19 protein-coding genes are annotated in these 17,581 nt (G+C 70.7%); 2 read left to right on the forward strand and 17 right to left on the reverse strand.

Annotated elements, in window-relative coordinates; genetic code table 11:
* Positions 1–4: 4 nt before the first annotated feature.
* The 14 genes from E3T61_RS09625 to E3T61_RS09690 all read right to left on the reverse strand — a co-directional run bounded on the left by E3T61_RS09625 (position 5) and on the right by E3T61_RS09690 (position 14,229).
* Positions 5–790: an SDR family NAD(P)-dependent oxidoreductase gene (locus E3T61_RS09625; protein ID WP_134640637.1), complete on the reverse strand. Its 786-nt coding sequence runs from the start codon at positions 788–790 to the stop codon at positions 5–7.
* Entirely contained in the window at positions 790–2,052 is a 1,263-nt protein-coding gene (locus E3T61_RS09630; RefSeq protein WP_134640638.1) for a thiolase family protein, read from the reverse strand. The genes E3T61_RS09625 and E3T61_RS09630 overlap by 1 nt, the downstream gene beginning before the upstream one ends.
* A 9-nt stretch (positions 2,053–2,061) precedes the next feature.
* Positions 2,062–2,676: a hypothetical protein gene (locus E3T61_RS09635; RefSeq protein ID WP_134640639.1), complete on the reverse strand. Its 615-nt coding sequence runs from the start codon at positions 2,674–2,676 to the stop codon at positions 2,062–2,064.
* Positions 2,677–2,775: 99 nt separating this feature from the next.
* A complete protein-coding gene (locus tag E3T61_RS09640) occupies positions 2,776–4,044 on the reverse strand; it encodes an ammonium transporter (RefSeq protein WP_134640640.1) in 1,269 nt (422 codons plus the stop codon).
* A 158-nt stretch (positions 4,045–4,202) separates the two neighbouring features.
* Entirely contained in the window at positions 4,203–5,000 is a 798-nt protein-coding gene (locus tag E3T61_RS09645) for a TrmH family RNA methyltransferase (protein WP_134640641.1), read from the reverse strand.
* Between the two features lie 103 nt (positions 5,001–5,103).
* A complete protein-coding gene (locus tag E3T61_RS09650; RefSeq protein WP_134640642.1) occupies positions 5,104–6,585 on the reverse strand; it encodes an NAD-dependent succinate-semialdehyde dehydrogenase in 1,482 nt (493 codons plus the stop codon).
* A gap of 74 nt (positions 6,586–6,659) precedes the next feature.
* Positions 6,660–7,130, reverse strand: coding sequence for a hypothetical protein (locus E3T61_RS09655; protein ID WP_134640643.1), 471 nt, complete (start codon positions 7,128–7,130; stop codon positions 6,660–6,662).
* A gap of 152 nt (positions 7,131–7,282) precedes the next feature.
* Positions 7,283–8,188, reverse strand: a complete 906-nt coding sequence (locus E3T61_RS09660; RefSeq protein ID WP_134640644.1) for an anti-sigma factor domain-containing protein — start codon at positions 8,186–8,188, stop codon at positions 7,283–7,285.
* Positions 8,175–8,750, reverse strand: coding sequence for an RNA polymerase sigma factor (locus tag E3T61_RS09665; protein WP_241992488.1), 576 nt, complete (start codon positions 8,748–8,750; stop codon positions 8,175–8,177). Before E3T61_RS09665 ends, E3T61_RS09660 begins: the two co-directional genes overlap by 14 nt.
* 163 nt (positions 8,751–8,913) lie before the next feature.
* Positions 8,914–9,762: a class F sortase gene (locus E3T61_RS09670; RefSeq protein WP_166793197.1), complete on the reverse strand. Its 849-nt coding sequence runs from the start codon at positions 9,760–9,762 to the stop codon at positions 8,914–8,916.
* Positions 9,763–9,790: 28 nt separating this feature from the next.
* The gene (locus E3T61_RS09675; protein ID WP_134640647.1) at positions 9,791–10,621 is read right to left on the reverse strand and encodes a DUF4397 domain-containing protein; all 831 of its coding nucleotides are present in this window, start codon (positions 10,619–10,621) and stop codon (positions 9,791–9,793) included.
* Positions 10,622–10,951: 330 nt separating this feature from the next.
* Positions 10,952–11,548 carry an isochorismatase family protein gene (locus E3T61_RS09680; RefSeq protein WP_134640648.1) on the reverse strand — a complete coding sequence of 199 codons (597 nt, stop codon included), beginning with the start codon at positions 11,546–11,548 and terminating at the stop codon, positions 10,952–10,954.
* 24 nt (positions 11,549–11,572) lie between these two features.
* Positions 11,573–13,126 (reverse strand): D-alanyl-D-alanine carboxypeptidase/D-alanyl-D-alanine-endopeptidase, encoded by a 1,554-nt coding sequence (locus E3T61_RS09685; protein ID WP_241992489.1) that lies wholly within the window; start codon positions 13,124–13,126, stop codon positions 11,573–11,575.
* Between the two features lie 116 nt (positions 13,127–13,242).
* Complete coding sequence (locus E3T61_RS09690; protein WP_134640650.1) at positions 13,243–14,229, reverse strand: Gfo/Idh/MocA family protein; 987 nt, start codon at positions 14,227–14,229, stop codon at positions 13,243–13,245.
* A 60-nt stretch (positions 14,230–14,289) separates the two neighbouring features.
* On the opposite strand from E3T61_RS09690, the gene E3T61_RS09695 reads away from it, so the two are divergent.
* Together E3T61_RS09695 and E3T61_RS09700 are read left to right on the forward strand one after the other, a co-directional pair.
* Positions 14,290–14,460, forward strand: a complete 171-nt coding sequence (locus E3T61_RS09695) for a multidrug transporter (protein ID WP_134640651.1) — start codon at positions 14,290–14,292, stop codon at positions 14,458–14,460.
* A gap of 78 nt (positions 14,461–14,538) precedes the next feature.
* On the forward strand, positions 14,539–14,793 hold the full coding sequence (locus tag E3T61_RS09700; protein ID WP_134640652.1) for a hypothetical protein: 255 nt from the start codon (positions 14,539–14,541) through the stop codon (positions 14,791–14,793).
* A gap of 39 nt (positions 14,794–14,832) precedes the next feature.
* Here E3T61_RS09700 and E3T61_RS09705 read toward each other — a convergent pair whose 3' ends face one another.
* From E3T61_RS09705 to E3T61_RS09715, 3 genes are all read right to left on the reverse strand, one after another.
* On the reverse strand, positions 14,833–15,660 hold the full coding sequence (locus E3T61_RS09705) for an SGNH/GDSL hydrolase family protein (RefSeq protein ID WP_134640653.1): 828 nt from the start codon (positions 15,658–15,660) through the stop codon (positions 14,833–14,835).
* A gap of 92 nt (positions 15,661–15,752) precedes the next feature.
* Complete coding sequence (locus tag E3T61_RS09710; protein WP_134640654.1) at positions 15,753–16,238, reverse strand: aminoacyl-tRNA deacylase; 486 nt, start codon at positions 16,236–16,238, stop codon at positions 15,753–15,755.
* A 47-nt stretch (positions 16,239–16,285) separates the two neighbouring features.
* Positions 16,286–17,575: an alpha-amylase family glycosyl hydrolase gene (locus E3T61_RS09715; protein WP_134640655.1), complete on the reverse strand. Its 1,290-nt coding sequence runs from the start codon at positions 17,573–17,575 to the stop codon at positions 16,286–16,288.
* Positions 17,576–17,581: the final 6 nt, after the last annotated feature.

Raw genomic sequence — 17,581 nt, forward strand, 5'->3', positions numbered from 1 at the left:
ACCGCTACTGGGGCGCCATCCGGATGCCGCCGTCGAGGCGGATGGTCTCACCGTTGAGCATCGGGTTCTCCACGATGTGGCGCACCAGGGCGGCGTACTCGGCCGGGTCGCCAAGCCGGGCCGGGTGCGGCACCTGGGCGCCGAGCGAGGCCCGGGCCTCCTCCGGCAGACCCCGCAGCAGCGGGGTGTCGAACAGGCCCGGCGCAATGGTCACCACGCGGATCAGCGAGCGGGCGAACTCCCGAGCCAACGGCAAGGTCATCGCCGCGACCCCGCCCTTCGACGCGGCATACGCTGCTTGGCCGATCTGCCCGTCGAAGGCAGCGACGGATGCCGTGTTCACGATCACGCCGCGCTCCGGGGTGCCGGCAGCGATTCCGTCCCCGGCCCCGAGCGGCTCGGTGGCCTGCATGGCCGCGGCGGCCAGGCGCACCACGTTGAAGGTGCCGAGGAGGTTCACCCGCAGCACGCGTTCGAAGTCGGCCAGGGGCAGCGGTCCCTGCCGTCCCACGGCGCGGGCTGCGGGTGCGATGCCCGCGCAGTTGACCACGATGCGCATCGGGGCCAGGGCGGCGGCGGCATCCACCGCGGCCTGCACATCGGCCTCAACCGTTACATCCCCGGAGCGGAATATGGCCGCAGTCAGCTCCGCCGCCCGTTCCGGCCCCGCCGTGCCGGGCAGGTCGAAGAGCACCACCTGTGCGCCGGCCGCGTGCAGGGCCTGCGCGGTGGCCAGGCCGAGGCCGGAGGCGGCGCCGGTGACGAGGGCGGAGCATCCGTCGATGCGCATCAGAGCCGTTCGATGATGGTGGCGTTGGCCATGCCGCCGCCCTCGCACATGGTCTGCAGTCCGTACCGGCCGCCGCCGGCTTCGAGGCTGCCGAGCAGGGTGCCGAGCAGACGGGTGCCCGAGGAGCCGAGCGCGTGGCCGAGCGCGATCGCGCCGCCGTGGGCGTTGAGCTTGTCGAGGTCGGCGTGCAGTTCGCGCTGCCAGACCAGCGGCACGCAGGCGAAGGCCTCGTTGACCTCGTAGGCGTCCAGGTCGTGGATGCTGAGGCCGCTGCGGGCCAGGATGCGCCGGGTGGCGGAGATCACGCCGGTGAGCATCAGCAGCGGGTCACTGCCGGTGACCGCGAAGCTGTGGAACCGGGCCCGCGGGGTGAGGCCGAGCGCGGCGGCGCGGCTGGCGCTCATGATCAGGGCCGCGGAGGCGCCGTCGGTGAGCGGCGAGGAGTTGCCGGCGGTGATCTGCCAGTTCACCTCGGGGAACCGCGCGGCGAGCTGGTCGGTGCGGAACGCGAGCGGCAAGTCGGCGAGGGTTTCGACGGTGCTTCGGCGGCGGATGGTTTCGTCGCCGACCACCTGGCGGCCGTCGGCGAGGGTCACCGGCAGCAGTGCCGCGTCGAAGTCGCCCCGGTCGGCGGCGGCCGCGGCGAGGCGGTGCGACCGCGCGGCGTACTCGTCGACTTCGGTGCGGGTGAGACCCCAGGTGGCGCTGATCAGCTCGGCGGAGACGCCCTGGCCCACCAGACCCTGCGGGTAGCGGGCGTGCATCAGGCGCCCGTGCGGGTCCTGGCTGGCGATCGCCGACCAGGCCGTGGGTGAGCCCCAACCTTCGGTGCGGCCGGCCGCGTCGGAGCCGCCGGGCGGGGTGGGTCCGCCCGCGGAACCGAGCGGGATGCGGCTCATCGACTCGACGCCGCAGGCGATGACGATGTCGTAGCTGCCGGCGATCACGCCCTGCGCCGCGAAGGTGGCGGCCTGCTGGCTGGAGCCGCACTGCCGGTCGATGGTGGTGCCGGGCACCGATTCGGGAAACCCGGCGCTGAGCAGCGCGGTGCGGGTGATGTTGGTGCTCTGCTCGCCCACCTGGGTCAGGCATCCGCCGATCACGTCATCGACCAGCGCCGGGTCGAGGTTGTTGCGGTTGACCAGGTCTTTCAGAACCCCGCCGAGCAGGTCGGCTGGGTGCACCCCGCTGAGCGCGCCGCCGGGCTTACCCCGGCCGGACGGCGTGCGGACAACATCGACGATGACGGCATCATTGCTCATGCCCCCAGCCTATGGCTCCGGCTGCGATCCCGGCCGATGCACGGTGAGCAGCTGTGCAGACGCGGCCTGCAGAGGATGGCTCCGGTTGGGATCCAGCAGCAGCGCCGTCCCGGGTGCGGCCTCGACCCCGTCCACCCGCACGGTCCCCCGCAGTGTCAGCAGCAGCTGCGTTCCCGCGGCCAAAGCGGTGTCGGGCGGGGTCGTGCGGATGGCGAACTCGGGCGGCTCGGTGCCGGCGGCGAAGGTCAGCACGATGAGCGAACTCGCCCCAGGGGGTCGCAGCTTGGGCCGCTCGAAGTACACCGTGGCGGACAGCACCGGCATGACGTGGTCACGCCGGAGCACCCGGCTCGACTCGGTGTTGCGCACCGCGACCTGGGGCCCGGCGAGCCCGACCACGAAGTGATGGGTGCCGGCCGGCCCGACCAGCAGGCCCGTGGAGTCCTTGATCTCGAGCACCCGGAGTTGCCAGCGCAGGGTGAGGTCGGGGTCGAGATCGGCCCAAACCTCGCGGGCGCTGCCTCTGCCCTGGTCCAAGCTCTGGCGGGGCAGGTCGGCGAACCTGATGCTGCGGGGCGGCACCCCGTCCGCGTCGACGCCGTCTTCTTCGGCCGCGATGCTCATCGGCCGGCCGACACACAGATGTGCTGGATGGTTCGCAATTCAACCATCCAGCACATCTCGGTGTTACGTGGGACTTGGCTACTCGGAGGCCTCGGTGACTCAGACCTTGGCGTCGGTGAGGACGTAGCCCTCTTCGCCGTGGACGACCGAGTCGATGCCCGCGATTTCGTCTTCGTTCTTGACGCGGAAGCCGATGGTCTTCTCGATGACGAAGGCGATGGCGAAGGCGAGGACGAACGAGTAGATGAGAACCGAGAACGCCGCGATGGCCTGCACGAGCAGCTGGGTGCCGTCGCCGCCCAGGAACAGGCCGGTGCCGTTGGCGAAGAAGCCCAGGTAGAGGGTGCCGATGAGGCCACCGACCAGGTGGATGCCCACGACGTCGAGCGAGTCATCGAAGCCCAGCTTGAACTTGAGGTCGACGGCGATGGCGCAGACCGCACCGGCGATCACACCGAGCAGGATCGCCCAGATCGGCTGCAGCGAGCCGCAGGCGGGGGTGATGGCGACCAGACCCGCGACAGCACCGGATGCGGCGCCGACCGAGGTCGGCTTGCCGTCGCGCACCTTTTCGACCACGAGCCAGGCGAGCAGGGCAGCGGACGGGGCGGCGATGGTGTTGACGAACGCGAGGGCCGCGGTGCCGTCAGCGGCCAGCTCGGAGCCGGCGTTGAAGCCGAACCAGCCGAACCACAGGAGGCCGGCGCCGAGGAGCACGAACGGCGGGTTGTGAGGAACGTTGACGCCCTTCTGGAAGCCGACACGCTTGCCGAGCACCAGGGCGAGGGCGAGAGCGGCGGCACCGGCGTTGATGTGCACGGCGGTTCCACCGGCGAAGTCGATCGCGCCGAGGCCGAAGACATCCTGCAGGCCGTGGGTGATCCAGCCGCCGTAGGAGAAGCTGCCGTCCTCGGCCAGGCCGAAGTTGAAGACCCAGCTGGCGACGGGGAAGTAGACGACGGTCGCCCAGATCGCGGCGAAGATCATCCAGGAGCCGAACTTGGCGCGGTCGGCGATCGCACCGGAGATCAGCGCGACCGTGATGATGGCGAACGTGGCCTGGAAGGCGACGAAGGCGAGCGGCGGGTAAGCGGCGCCCTCCGGGATCTCCAGGGCGGCGGTCAGGCCGATGTTGGACCAGTCGATCGCCCACGGCGCCACGGTGCCCTCGGATCCCGGGAACGCGATCGCGTAGCCGTAGATCACCCAGAGCACTCCGATCAGCCCGAGCGCGCCGAAGCTCATCATCATCATGCTGATGACGCTCTTGGCCTTGACCAGTCCGCCGTAGAAGAACGCCAGACCCGGCGTCATCAACAGGACGAGCGCCGCGGAAATCAATATGAAAGCAGTATTGCCTTGATCCATCGTGAAAAACCTCTCTGCACGGACGCAGGAGTCGCGTCGGGTAGAAGCCACATTGGCAGGGCTCTGTTACACCCCGAGCAACACTTTGTTTCGAACACGTTCCAGAGAACGCCCGTGCGTAAACAACAGATGACGGCGGGCTCGGAGTCCCACGACAGTCAGCTGGAAAGTGCCCACATGGCGACGGCGCTGGCCGCCGCCACGTTTAGGGAGTCGATGCCGTGTTTCATCGGGATCTGCACCACGGAGTCCGCCGCGGCGAGCGCCTCGGCCGTGAGTCCCTCCCCCTCCGCGCCGAGGAGCAGCGCCAGGCGGGCGTGCTGTTCGCCGTGGAAATCGCGGAGGCTCACCGCTTTCGGGGTCAGCGCCAGTGCGGCGACGTGGAAACCGTGTTCGTCGAGCAGGTGCCGGGTGCTGGTCCAGTCGCCGACCCGGGTCCACGGGACCTGCAGGACGGTGCCCATCGACACCCGGATGGCACGGCGGTAGAACGGGTCGGAGCAGCGCGGGGTGACCAGGATCGCGTCGGCACCGATCGCGCCGGCCGAGCGGAAGATGGCCCCGACGTTGGTGGGGTCTGTGACGTTCTCGAGAATCAGGATGCGCCGGGCATCGGCCAGCAGCGCGGCCGGTTCGGGTAGCGCGGGCCGGTGCATCGCCGCGATCAGGCCGCGGTGCAGCACGTACCCGGTGAGCTCGGTCAGCAGCTCCCCCGCGCCCACGAAGATCGGCACGTCGTCGCCGACGAGCGCCCGGGCTTCATCGAGGGTGTTCGCCAGGGTGAGCACGGAGCGGGGACGGTGCCCCGCGCCGAGCGCTCGTTCGAGCACCAGCGCGGACTCGGCGATGTACAGGCCGTGCTCGGTGTCGCGCGCCTTCTTGAGCGCCACATCCGTCGACCGGGTGTAGTCGCCCAGCCGGGGGTCGCTCAGGTCATGGATCTCAACAATTGGCACCCCCCGAGCTTAACGACCCTGCCACGGCCCGCGAACTGTGAGCTAAGCCCCTGAAATCGCGGGTTTTCGGTGCTTAACTCACGGTTCGCGGATGGGCGCGGGCCTAGTCGTAGTCGATGAACGGGTCGGGGGTGAGGGTGTATTTGGTGGAGAGGTACTCGTGGATGCCCTCGGTGCCGCCCTCCCGGCCGAGGCCGGACTGCTTGACCCCGCCGAACGGCGCGGCGGCGTTGGAGACCACACCCATGTTCAGCCCCATCATGCCGGTCTGCAGCCGCTCGATCATCCGCTGCCCGCGGGCGAGATCCTGGGTGAACACGTAGCTGACCAGCCCGTACTCGGTGTCGTTGGCGATCCGCACGGCGTCGTCCTCGTCGTCGAACGGCACGATCGACAGCACCGGGCCGAAGATCTCTTCACGCAGGATGGCACTGCCCGGCTTCACGCCGCTGATCACGGTGGGTTCGTAGAACGTGCCCGCCCGCTCCAGGGCCCGACCGCCGGTGAGCAGCGTCGCGCCGCGGCCGAGGGCGTCCTGCACGAGGGTGTCGGCCTTGGTCACGGCATCCGCGTTGATCAGCGGGCCGATCTTGACGCCGGTTTCGGTGCCGCGGCCCACGGTGAAATCGCTGACCGCCTCGGTGACCCGGCGGGCGAACTCCTCGGCCACGTCGCGGTGCACGATGAACCGGTTCGCGGCCGTGCAGGCCTGGCCCACATTGCGGAACTTCGCGGCCAGGGCGCCTTCGACGGCGCGGTCCATGTCGGCGTCCTCGAACACCAGGAACGGGGCGTTGCCGCCGAGCTCCATCGAGGTGCGCAGCACGTTCTGCGCGGACTGCGCGATGAGCTTCTGGCCGACGCCGGTGGACCCGGTGAAGCTGAGCTTGCGCAGCCGGGGGTCGGCGATGATCGGCCCGGACACGGCCGCGGAGGTGGAGGTGGTGAGCACGTTGACGACGCCGGCGGGCAGGCCGACCTCCTCGAACAGCTTGACCAGGTACAGCGTTGTGAGCGGGGTCAGCTCGGCGGGCTTGATCACCACGGTGCACCCGGCCGCGAGCGCCGGCGCGATCTTGCGGGTCGCCATCGCCAGCGGGAAGTTCCACGGGGTGATCAGGAAACTGGGTCCGACCGGGTGCTGCGACACGATCATGCGGCCGGTGCCCTCGGGGTTAGTGCCGTACCGGCCGGTGATGCGCACGGCCTCCTCGCTGAACCAGCGCAGGAATTCGCCGCCGTAGGCGACCTCGCCGTACGCCTCGGCGAGCGGCTTGCCCATCTCGAGCGTCATCAGCAGTGCGAACTCGTGTTTGCGCTCCTGCAGCAGCTCGAAGCTGCGGCGCAGCACCTCTCCGCGCACCCGCGGCGGGGTGGCGGCCCAGGCATCCTGGGCTTCGACGGCGGCGTCGAGAGCGGCCAGGCCGTCGGCGACTCCGGCGTCGGCGATGGTCTTGATCACCTTGCCCGTGGCCGGGTCGTGCACGGTGAGGGTGTTCCCGTCGGCGGCGGGCACCCACTGCCCGTTGATGTACAGCTCGTTGGGTACGTGCTGGAGCAGCTCTGCTTCGGTTACGTGCGCCACAAATTCCTCCTGAAGTCGTCACCGTCAAACCTACTCGCGCTCCGCCGGAGCGTGCCGTGCTGCACGGGCCAGCCCTATTTCGGTCGGTCCGAGGCTCTCCCGGCCGGCAGGATGCCCAGGCAGAGCAGAAGGAACACCAGCTGCAGCACCGCGGTCGAGAAGTACAACGTCATCAGGAACGCGTAGCCGGGCAGGAGCGCCACTTCCACGTAGATCCAGATGATCATGCCGAACCCGGCGACTCCGGCCGCGGCGGGGAACCACGGATGCCGCCGGTGCTGAAGCAGCACGGCCAGCGCCTGGGTGCCGCCCACGATCAGCAGCAGGATGAGCCCAGGGACGATGAAGGAGTCAAACGGGCTGTCGTCGAGGAGATACAGCGGCATGCCCAGCCCGTTGGCGAAGAGCAGCCCGATCCCACCGCTCAGCGCCGACAGGAGGTTGAACCAGCCGACGATCAGCAGGCCCAGCCACCACGACCGACGCGGTTGACCACGGTCGGTGCCGAGCACGGCGGGGCGAACGGATGCGGGAGGAGACGCCATGTCGCCATCCTGATCCCCGGTCGGGCGGGTCACAATCCCCCGCTCGGGTGGGTCGCGGCAATCCCGGCTCGCGAGAAGTCAGTTGAGGCCAGTTGGGGGCGCGCAGACTGGCCGCAACTGTCCTCTCGCCGGCTCGCGCCGGAGCGACGGGGCTAGAGGGTGTTCAGGGTGCCGCGCACGATCGAGTCACCCGAGTGGGCCGGGTTGCCGTCGGCGGGTTCGGCCGAGACATCCACCACCGGGAACTCGGCCAGGTCGACGCCCGCCGGAATGCTGAACCGGCCGGAGGACCCGTCGAGCAGCCCCACGCTCACCAGCCCGGTGGCGTCGGCGGTGAGCAGCCACACCTCGCGCAGCCCGTCAGCGTCGGCGTCGTCCAGGTCCACCACCACCTCACGGCGGCCGTCGGCGGCCTCCTCCACCAGGGCGCTGCCGCTCGCCGTCCAGCCGGGCAACGCGTCGAGCTGGGCCTGGGCGATCACGGTCTCCGGCGCCGGAGCGCGGGTCGACTGCCACCAGGCTCCGCCGGCGACGCCGCCCACGAGGCCGACCGCGCAGGCCGCAGCGGCCACGGGCACCCACGAGCGCCGACGCCGGCGGATGCGCAGATCCGTGACGGGCGCCCGGCCTCGCTCCGGTCCCTCCGCCGCGGCGCCCGGAACGCCGGCCTCCGGGCCGGTTCCGGCACCCGTCGGGTCGGCCGGGTCCGCCAGGTCGGCAGCGGTCGGTTCGGCCGGGGGCGGTGCGAACAGGCTCTGGTCGGCAATCGCCGGTTCGGCGTCGGTGAGCGCACTGCCGGTCACGTCGGCGGCCAACCGCGGCGGCGTAGCCACCGCGTCGGAGAGGCCGAGAGCCGAGTGGATGCGGCCCCACACCGCATCCGCCGGGGTGACGAGGTCGACGCTGCCGGCGCTGCGGCCGATCAACACGGTGCGGCGCAGCGCATCCAGCTCACCGGTGCAGCCCGGGCAGGCGGCCAGGTGCTCGCGTTCGGCGGCGCTGAGCTCGAGCTCGGCGAGCGCGACGAGGGCGAGCGTGTCGCGGTCAAGATGCGTCATCGTTCGCCTCCAATCTGGTGCGCAGCCGGGTGAGGCTGCGACGGATATGACTTTTCACGGTGCCGAGCGGCAATCCGAGGCTATCGGCGATCTGCACGTGGGTGAGGTCCTCGTAGAACGCGAGTCGCATCACGCGCTGCGGCACCGGTTCGAGGCGGTTGAGCTCCTCACCGATCAGCAGCCGTTCGGCCACGTCGGCGGACTCATCAACGATGTAGAGCTCGGCCTCGTCCACCAGGGACTCTTCGAGGCGCCGTCGGCGGGCACGGGCCTCGTGAGCGTCGGCGATGGCGTGCCGGGCTATACCCACGATCCAGGCGGGCAGCGCCGCCCGGGTCTCGTCGAAGCCGGCCCGGCCGCGCCAGGCGGCGATGAACACCTTCTGGGTGACGTCTTCGGCCTCGCCGGCGTCGCCGAGCGAGCGCACGGCCAGGGTGTAGACCAACGAAGACCAGCGAGCGTAGGCCTCCGCGAGGGCGTGTTCGTCGCCCGCGCGGAACCCGGCGACCAGGTTGGACTGGTCACGCTCATCGTCGGTGCTGTTCGGATAGGGTGCGCTCACGTGGACGTGCTGCCTCCGGGATCGGTACCGCGTCGTGCGGGTGTCCATCTCAGCACTCACGACCCGACCTGGGCCGGCCCGCAAGTGCGACCAGCATAACCACGCCCGGCCGATTTGCGCACACCCCGTTCGGGTCGCTTTCGGTACCGGATCCCGGAGCAGTTCATGGCGCAGGCACCGCCGTCACGATCACGTTCGACAGGTAGCGGCGGGCTTCGTAGTCGAACTCGCCGCCGCAGGTCACCAGGGTGAGGCGGGGCTGCCCCGTGCGATCGAACACGCTCGCCCACGGCACCGTGGGCTTCTCGATGCTGTCGACGGATGCGACGGTGTACCGATGCGTCGCACCGTCGGCGGTGTCCACCAGGATTTCGGTGCCGACCGGGGCATCGGCCAGCTGGGCGAACGGACCGATGTCGTAGGCCAGGGAATCCACGTGCGCGGCGACGACGGTGGCACCGGCCGGGCTGCCGGGGCCGGGGCCGTATCGGTACCAGGCGGCGACCGCTGGGTTCGCCGGCAGGGCCATGGCCGAGCCCTCGCCCAGGCCGACCGCCTCGATCGACATGTCGATGCCGATCGACGCCGCCCGCACCCGCACCGGGGCGCTGACGGGGGCCGCCAGCGACGAGAGCGACGTCGATTGGCGGGGCACCTCGGGCACCGCGGCCGGCGGCACCGGGGCCGGGGACGGCACCCGGGACGGCGGCGCGGACGCGTCGCCATCGCCGGTGGCTGTGCCGGGACCGAAGCGCGAGCCGAACCTGGCCCCGGTGTCGGGGCCGGCGCCCGGCGCTCCCCCGGGCAGTCCGGTTGCGGCCGGACCGCCCAGGCCGGTGAAGCCACCGGCGGCAGGATCAGTGCCGCCGATGGTGGTGAGCGGCGCCGCGCATCCGCTGAGCAGGCCCAGTAACACCGCGCCCGCCAGTACCGGACCGAAACCGGCCCGGCGCCGGGGCTGCGCCGGACGTGCGGCGCGGGCCAGGGTGGGCCACCCGAACAGGCTCACCATGACCCGCACCATCCTTCTCGGCGGCCCGTTAGCGCCGCGCCTCGGCGCGTCGGGTTCCGTAGAGCGCTACCGCGCCGACGCCCAGGAGCAGGGCGAGGGCTGCGCCGCCGAGCAGCCAGCCGGAGTTGTCCGCCGGCTGGTTGGTGGCCACCAGTCCGGCGCTGCCGGCCGGGACTCCGTCGGGGTTGGAGTGCAGTCCGCCGACGGTCTGCACTGCGAGCGCCAGGTTGTTGTCGGTCAGGCTGCCCCAGGCGTACACGATGGTGTTCGTGCCCTCGGCAACGTTCACGTCAGCCGGGCCGATCACCGGGTCGGTGGTTCCGGTTGCGGCCACGGACGCGGACACCGTGCCGGCCGGCAGGGTGAGCAGCGACTCGTCGGGGTTGCTCAGGTTGGTGATCACCGGGGCACCGCCGGCCAGGATGTCCACGGCAGGAGCCGCGGCAACGTGACGCACAGTGAGCCGACCCTCGCCGGCACCGACGGTGCTGATGTCGTTGGTGAACAGGGTCGCGGTGGGCGCCCCGGCCGCGTCGAGGTGTGCGGCGGCGGTGTAGTTCTTGCCTGCCTCCAACGGAAGGTCGACCGGGCCGATGGCCGGCGAGCTCGCGTCTGCGGCATCCGACGCCGTGATCGCCACGGTGTACGTGCCGGCGGGCAGCTCGAGCGGCCCGGCGAGGTCGCCGGGTTCGAAGTTGTCCAGGGTGAGGTCGCCGTTCACGTACACGTCGACGGTGAGGCCAGGGACCGCGTGCAGCACGGAGAGCTGGGCGACATCGGTGGCGGCGTTCGCCGGGGCGATTCCCGCCAGGGCTACAAGGGCGCCGGCTGCGACGCCGACGGCAAGGGTCTTGCGCATGGTTTCCTCCAGTCAGTATTACGAGAGCGGGAACCTGTCGGTTTCCCGTTACCCGTTACTTCCGGTGGAGTGCCCCGTTCGGATGCACCCGGTACGAAAAATCTTCACTGTCTTCGCAAGCGCCGCCCCCGCGGGCTCACCAACGGTTCGCGCCGTCGGCGAGAAGGCACTTCAGGGCAGTCCCGGGGCGCGCAAGGCACCCCAACTGCCCTCTCGGCGAAAGCCCTACCCACGAGAAGGCACTTCAGGCCAGTCCCGGGGCGCGCAAGGCACCCCAACTGCCCTCTCGGCGAAACGCGGGGCGACGGCAGCGGATGCGCCGGCGAGGGCTCAGGCCTGCGCGGCCAGTTCCGAGGTGGCCAGCACAGCGCCGGCGTGGGCGAGTTCGGCCAGTGCCTGCTCGCTCGAGCCCGGCGCCACCCCGGCGACGAGGTTGGTGAACACCCGCACGTGCTGGCCGTGCGCGAGGGCGTCGAGCCCTGAGGCCCGCACGCAGTAGTCGGTGGCCAGGCCGACCAGGTCGACATCCGTCACCCCCGCGGCGATCAGCAGCTCACCGAACTTGGTGCCGGCGTCGTCGACGCCGTCGAAGATCGAGTAGCCCGGCTGGCCCTGGCCCTTGCGGATGTGCACGGTCGACTCCGGCATCACCAGCGCGGGGTGGTACTCGGCGCCGGCGGTGTCGGCCACGCAGTGCACCGGCCAGGTGTCGACGAAATCGGGTTCGGCGTCCACGGCGAAGTGGCCGTTGTTGCCGCCCTCGGCATCGTGCCAGTCGCGGGAGGCGAAGATGTGCTCGTAGCTGTGCGGGTGCGCCGCCAGCAGGGCGCTGATGGCGCCGGCCACGGCTGCCCCGCCCTCGACGGCGAGCGCTCCGCCCTCGGTGAAGTCGTTCTGAACGTCGATGATGATCAGTGCGCGGGTCACGGCGGCACTCCTGTCAGTTGAGGATCAGTTGTTCGAGAGGTTGTTTCCGCAGCGGAAAAACCCCGTCGTGATGGTGTCGATCGCCTGCTTCGCATTATCACCCACATCACCCAGCGCGTATACGGCGAAGGTGAGGGTGCTGCCGTCGCCGGCGTTGATGATGCCGGAGAGGGTGTAGCCGGTGTCGATCCAGCCGGTCTTGGCGAAAACGGCGCCATCGGCATCCGCGTTGGCGCCGCTGAACCTGTCGCTGTAAGACAGCGACCCCGAGCTGCCGCCGGCGACGGGCAGGCCGTCGAAGATCACGCCGAGGCTGCCCTCGCGGGCGTTGATCTTCTGGAACAGCTTGGTGAGGTAGGCGGGCGGGACGGCGTTGTTGTCGGAGAGTCCGGATCCGTCGGCGATGCGGATGCCCGCGGTGTCGATGCCGTATTCGGCCAGCCCGGCGAGCACGGCGGGCTGGATGGCGCCGAAGTTGTTGCCGGCGCCGCCCTCCACGGCCACCAGGCGGCCGAGCATCTCGGCGATGGCGTTGTCCGAGACGATCAGCGACTGTTGGATCAGGGTGGACACCGGCTGGGACTGCACCGAGGCGAGCGGGCTCGCGCCGGCCGGGGCGGTGCCGAGACTCACGCTCACGCCGCCGAGCTCGTCGGCGAACGCGGCCCCGGCTCTGGCGACCGGGTCGTCGCTGCGGGCGGAGGTGCTGTTGTAGGGGTTGTCGCGGTCGCCGTCCACCTGCAGGGCGGTGATCAGCGGCATGTAGCCGTCGGTCTGCTCCTTGCGATCCCAGCTGGGCTCCCAGCCCGGGTCGCCGAAGTAGGAGGAGTCCAGCACAACCGAGGTGATCGCGGTGTCGCCCATCGCGGCGCGGGTCTGCTCGGCGAGGGCGTCGAGGTGCGCGGCGCCGCCGTAGAACGACTCGTCGCCGGTGGGTGTGCTCGAGAGGGTGAGGTCGCCGCCGCCGACCAGCACCACCTGGCCGGGTTCGCTGCCGGCCACCACGGTGGTGGTGGCACGGTAGTCCGGGCCGAGCACGCTCAGCGCGGCGGCGGAGGTGAGCACCTTGAGCACGCTGGCGGCCCGGGATGCGGTGCTGCCGCCGCGGTCGAAGAGGATCTCGCCGGTCTCGGCGTTGACCACCTGAGCCTGGAACTCGCCCAGCCGGGAGTCCGCCGCGAGGTCCGCAACCGAACAGGTGCGCAGCGGGCTGGCGACGGTGGCCACGGCCGGGGCTGGGCGCAGTTCAGGGGCGTCCGGCGTGGGCGTGGGGGTCGGTGTCGCGGATGCTGTGGGGGCGGCCAGCGCCACGGGCTCGGCCGTACCGCCGCTGGCCGTGCCCGCCCAGACGGCGCCGCTGCCGAGCAGCACGAACGCCACGGCCGCGGCGATGATCAGGCGGAGGCGCCGGGCCGGAGACGGGGCGGCGGGGTCTGTGGGGAGGGCTGCGGGGGCCGGGGCGGCGGCTGGTGCCGCTGCATCCGTCTCGCCCGGGTGTGAACCGAGAAGCTCGGTCGGCTGCGTTGCCTCGCCCGAGGGTTCACCCTGCTCAGGCACGGTTGGGTCTGGTGTATCCACCAACGCATGTTACCGAGCGAGGGTGGGAACCCGGTCCGAGCGGCGCACGGTTTGTGGTTTCACGTCAGGCGCCTCGCGCGCCGCGACCGCGCCGCGCGGCGGCCGACGGATGCACCCTAGTCGCCGAGGTAGACCAGGCCGATCTGGGCGCGGATGGCGTCGAGGGTCTCCATGATCTGCACGGATTCGGTCGCGGTGAGCAGGTCGCTGGTGAGCTGGCCGGCCGCCACGAGCCGCTCGGCCTCCGCCGCCTGGAAGTGCATGCCCCTGCCGACGATCGACGGCGTCTCGTAGGACTCGACGACCTCGTTGGCAGCGTTGTAGACGCGGAACGAGGTAGTCGAGTACCAGACCTCGTCGATGTCGATGCGCCCCTCGGTGCCGAGGATGCTGGCGGTGTTGGGCCCCTTGGTGTCGCTCGCGGAGAGCAGCGAGGCGATCTGGCCGCCCGGGTAACGGAAGATCGTGGCGACCTGGGCATCCACCCCGGTGTCTTTGAAGGTGGCCGACGCGAGGATGGTCTCGGGCGGGCCGAACAGCGCCGACGCGAACGACACCGGGTAGATGCCGAGGTCGAGCAGCGCGCCGCCGCCGAGCGCCAGCGAGTTGATGCGGTGGTTGGGGTCGTCGGGCAGGTCCTGGGTGTGGTCGGCGATGAGGGAGTGCACGTCGCCGAGGGTGCCGGCGGCGAGGATCTCGCGGATGCGCGCCATGTGCGGCAGGAACCGGGTCCACATGGCCTCGAGAACGAGCAGCTTCTTGCTCTCGGCCAGCGCCACGACGGCACGGGCCTCGGCGGCGTTGAGGGTGATCGGCTTCTCGACGAGCACGTGTTTGCCGGCCTCGAGGGCCAGGGTGGCGTTGGCCGCGTGGAACGGGTGCGGGGTCGACACGTAGATGATGTCGACTTCGGGGTCGGCCACGAGGGCCTCGTAGCTGGGGTGAGCGTTGGGGATGCCGAACTCGGCGGCGAAGGCATCCGCCGACGCCTGGCTGCGGGAGCCCACGGCCTGCACGGTGAAGCCGTTCTTCACGAGGTCGCCGGCGAATTGGTGGGCGATTCCGCCCGTGGCCAGGATTCCCCAGCGGAGTGCATCAGTCATGCGTCGAGCCTAGCGACTCTGCTCGCTCGCCCACCAGATCGTCGTGTTATTGTGCCGGTCATGGATGAAAAGACCTTCGACGAGAAGCGCCACGACCAGCTCACCACCGCGCCAAAGGCCAGCGAAGCGGATTCTGCGAAACGGGTGAGCGTGGACGAGCAGTCCGACGGCGTGAAGCGCATCGACGTGGCAGACACCGCCGCCGTGCGGCCGGGCAAGCCCGGGGAGTAAGCGGAGTAACAAGCCCGCGGAGTAAGCCGTCACCTGTCGTTTGCCGGGCCGTCACCGGGGCCGCCTACGCTGACGACTGTGAGCGAGAATCTGCTTCTGGCCCGGAGCACGACCCCGCAGCTGCGGGCCGTGCGTCGCATCCCTACACCGCCACGGCGGGCCGCGCCCCGCTTCGACACTCCGCTACCGATCCCACTGCGTCAGCCGGCCGCCCGGCCCGAGTTCGCCGTGCGCAATTCCCCCACCGACCTGTTGTTCCGGGCGCTCTGGCAGCTGGTGGGCGCCTACGTGTTCGTGGTGCTGCTGGTCAAAGACCGGCGTCTGCCGCGCTAGTCGGCGCTGCTCAGTCCGCCCCTGCTCAGTCGGCGCGGCTCAATCCGCGGGAGCCAGGACCGTGGCCAGCACCCGGTCCGCGATCGCCCGGTGGCCGGCGTCATTGACGTGCACCCCGTCGGCCGTCACCATGTCGCTCTGTATGACCACGGGGTCGAGCAGGCTCACGTACTCGGCGTCGACCCGGTCCGCGGCGGCCTGCACCCAGGCATCCAGATCGGTGATCATGGCGGTGGCGGGTTCGGCGGTGGACGGTCCCACCGCGATGAGCCGGGCGTTCGGTAGGCCTGCCCTGAGGAGCCTGAACGTCGTGTCGACGGCGGCCCGCACCAGATCGGGATCCGTGGCGAGCGCCCAGCGGTCGTTCTGGCCGCCGGCGATCACGACGATGTCGGGGGCGGCGCTGACGATGCCGGCCACCCGGTCCGGGTAGGTGGGGCAGTTGTCCTGACCGCAGCTGGCGACCCCGGCCATGCTGACGTACCCGGTGCCGCCCTGGCCCTCGTTGACCTCGGTCCAGCCGGCGTCGTGGGCCACGAGCGTCGACCACTTCATGGTCGGATTCGAGGCGCCCCACCCCTGGGTGTAGGAGTCGCCGAGGAACACGGCGACGTCGGGCCCCGCGGGCGCCGTCGAAGAGTCGGCGGGCGCAGCTGACGTGGCGGGCGCGGCGGATGCGGCGGGCGCCGACGTTGCCGGCGGCAGGGTGGGCACCAGTGACGCGGTGGATGCGGCGCCAGAACCGACCACGGCGGCCACCACCGCCACGATGCCGCCGATCACGATCACCAGAAGTGCGCCGAGCAGCAGCACGCGCCGACCGCGCCCCACGGCGGGCGGACTAGTCCGGGTGCGCTCATCAGCCATGACCCCAGCTTAAATGCCCGCGAACCGTGAGATAAGCACCAGCCACGGCGGTTTTTCGGTGCTTTTCTCTCAGTTCGCGGGCCAGGGACCCCCTAGGAGCGCGGCTTGAGCTCGTCGGTGATGTCGGCCACCGTGGCGTCGTAGGCGGCGATCAGCTTGTCGGCGTCGACGAACGCGGAGTAACCCTGCTCCCCCGCGCCCATGGCCACCCGGGTGCCGCGCATCCGCTCGTCGGCGAACACCGGCCAGGCGGTGCTGCTGCCCAACGGGGTGATGGTGCCGCGGGAGTAGCCGGTAGCGGCCAGTGCCAGGTCTTCGTGCGGCAGGGAGAGCTTGTTCACGCCCACGAGTGCACGCAGCTTGGCCCAGCTGATCTGCCGGTCGCCGGGCACGAGCACGAAGATGTAGTCCCCGTCGTGGCGCTTCACCACGAGCGACTTCACGATGCCGCACGGCTCCAGACCCAGCAGCCGGGCCGCACTCTCGAGGCTGTCGGCGGCAGGGCGCTCGACGATGTCGATCTCGAGTCCGCGCGCCCGCGCATCCGTTTCGACCCGTTCGCGCCCTGTGTCAGCCATGCCTCGAGTCAACCATGCGCGTGGGTGCCGGTGCCAGCGAGCCGGGGTCAGCCGAGGATCGCCCAGCCGTGCGGCGGCACCGTGTGCCCGGCCGGGGTGCGGTCGGCGGTGCCGGCGAGACGCTCAGCATCCGTGGTCACCGGCAGGGCCTCGTCGCTCAGGTTGAGCGCCACGACCAGGCGGTGGATGCCGTCGGTCACCTCGTACACGTAGGCGGTATTGGTCAGTGCCAACGGCTTGCTCGTCGCCGTGTGCAGCCACGGGTGCCGGCGGCGCAGGCCAATCAGTTCCTGGTACAGCGTGAAGGTGGCCGCGGCGAGGGGTTCCTGGTCCGCGGGCGGCAGCTCGGCCGGAGTCGCCGGGTAGGCGGGGCGGATGGCGTCGTCGCCGCCGGCGCGCTGCTCCTTCACGGCTTGGAGGCCCCGTTCGTCGCCGTAGTAGATCGCCGGGGTGCCGCCCAGGGTGAGCAGCAGCACCAGGGCGTGCGGGTGGTGGCGCTCGTCAGAGATCTGGCTGGCCAGCCGGGTCACGTCGTGGTTGCCCACGAAGGTGTACGGCACGAAGGAGCCGAGAAACGCGGTGTGCCGGGTGAGCGCCCAGTCCAGTTCGAAGAAGTTGCGTTCGTCGATCGCGTGCCAGATCGCCTGCCACAGCTCGTACTGGGTGACGGTGTCGACCCCGGATGCGGCGACGAAGCCGGCGTAGTCGCCGTGCAGCACCTCGCCCATCACGTACACCTCGGGGTGCCGCTCGCGCACCCTCGGCAGCACGCCCGCCCAGAACTCCGCTGGCATCGCGTAGGCCGCGTCGAGCCGCCAGGCGTCGATGCCGCGGTCGAGCCAGTAAGTCATCACCTCGGTGACCAGGTTCGTGACGGCCGGGTTCTCGTGGTTGAGGGTGACCAGGGCGTCGTGACCCTCGAAGGCCACCAGCTCGCCGGTCTCGCTGCGGCGGAACAGGGCGTTCTCGGGCGCGGCCGGGTCGGCCAGGGCCGTTCTTAGCGGGGCGAATTCCCGGCCCACGTGGTTGAACACACCGTCGAGCATCACCCGGATGCCGCGCCGGCCGCACTCGGCGATGAGGTGCTCGAGGTCGGCGGTGTCGCCCAGCCTCGGGTCCACCTGGAAGTAGTCGATGGTGTCGTAGCCGTGGGTGCTCGAGGCGAAGACCGGGCCGAGGGCCAAGCCGTTGGCGCCGAGGTCGAGCAGGTAGTCCAGCCAGGATTCGATCTGGCGCAGCCGGTGCGTGGGGGTGCGGTCGACCCCGGTGGTGTCGGCGCCCACGAAACCCAGTGGGTACACGTGCCACCAGATCACGTGTTCGGTCCAGTCAGCCACGCCTCG

The organism is Cryobacterium lactosi (assembly GCF_004403945.1).
GTDB lineage: Bacteria > Actinomycetota > Actinomycetes > Actinomycetales > Microbacteriaceae > Cryobacterium > Cryobacterium lactosi.

Bases quoted from the DNA above. Each gene is read 5' to 3' on its own strand.
- E3T61_RS09655 (WP_134640643.1), bottom strand. From the start codon at position 7,130: ATGGCGTCTCCTCCCGCATCCGTTCGCCCCGCCGTGCTCGGCACCGAC.
- E3T61_RS09690 (WP_134640650.1), bottom strand. From the start codon at position 14,229: ATGACTGATGCACTCCGCTGGGGAATCCTGGCCACGGGCGGAATCGCC.
- E3T61_RS09630 (WP_134640638.1), bottom strand. From the start codon at position 2,052: ATGAGCAATGATGCCGTCATCGTCGATGTTGTCCGCACGCCGTCCGGC.
- E3T61_RS09660 (WP_134640644.1), bottom strand. From the start codon at position 8,188: ATGACGCATCTTGACCGCGACACGCTCGCCCTCGTCGCGCTCGCCGAG.
- E3T61_RS09675 (WP_134640647.1), bottom strand. From the start codon at position 10,621: ATGCGCAAGACCCTTGCCGTCGGCGTCGCAGCCGGCGCCCTTGTAGCC.
- E3T61_RS09695 (WP_134640651.1), top strand. From the start codon at position 14,290: ATGGATGAAAAGACCTTCGACGAGAAGCGCCACGACCAGCTCACCACC.
- E3T61_RS09635 (WP_134640639.1), bottom strand. From the start codon at position 2,676: ATGAGCATCGCGGCCGAAGAAGACGGCGTCGACGCGGACGGGGTGCCG.
- E3T61_RS09705 (WP_134640653.1), bottom strand. From the start codon at position 15,660: ATGGCTGATGAGCGCACCCGGACTAGTCCGCCCGCCGTGGGGCGCGGT.
- E3T61_RS09670 (WP_166793197.1), bottom strand. From the start codon at position 9,762: ATGGTGAGCCTGTTCGGGTGGCCCACCCTGGCCCGCGCCGCACGTCCG.
- E3T61_RS09625 (WP_134640637.1), bottom strand. From the start codon at position 790: ATGCGCATCGACGGATGCTCCGCCCTCGTCACCGGCGCCGCCTCCGGC.
- E3T61_RS09640 (WP_134640640.1), bottom strand. From the start codon at position 4,044: ATGGATCAAGGCAATACTGCTTTCATATTGATTTCCGCGGCGCTCGTC.
- E3T61_RS09710 (WP_134640654.1), bottom strand. From the start codon at position 16,238: ATGGCTGACACAGGGCGCGAACGGGTCGAAACGGATGCGCGGGCGCGC.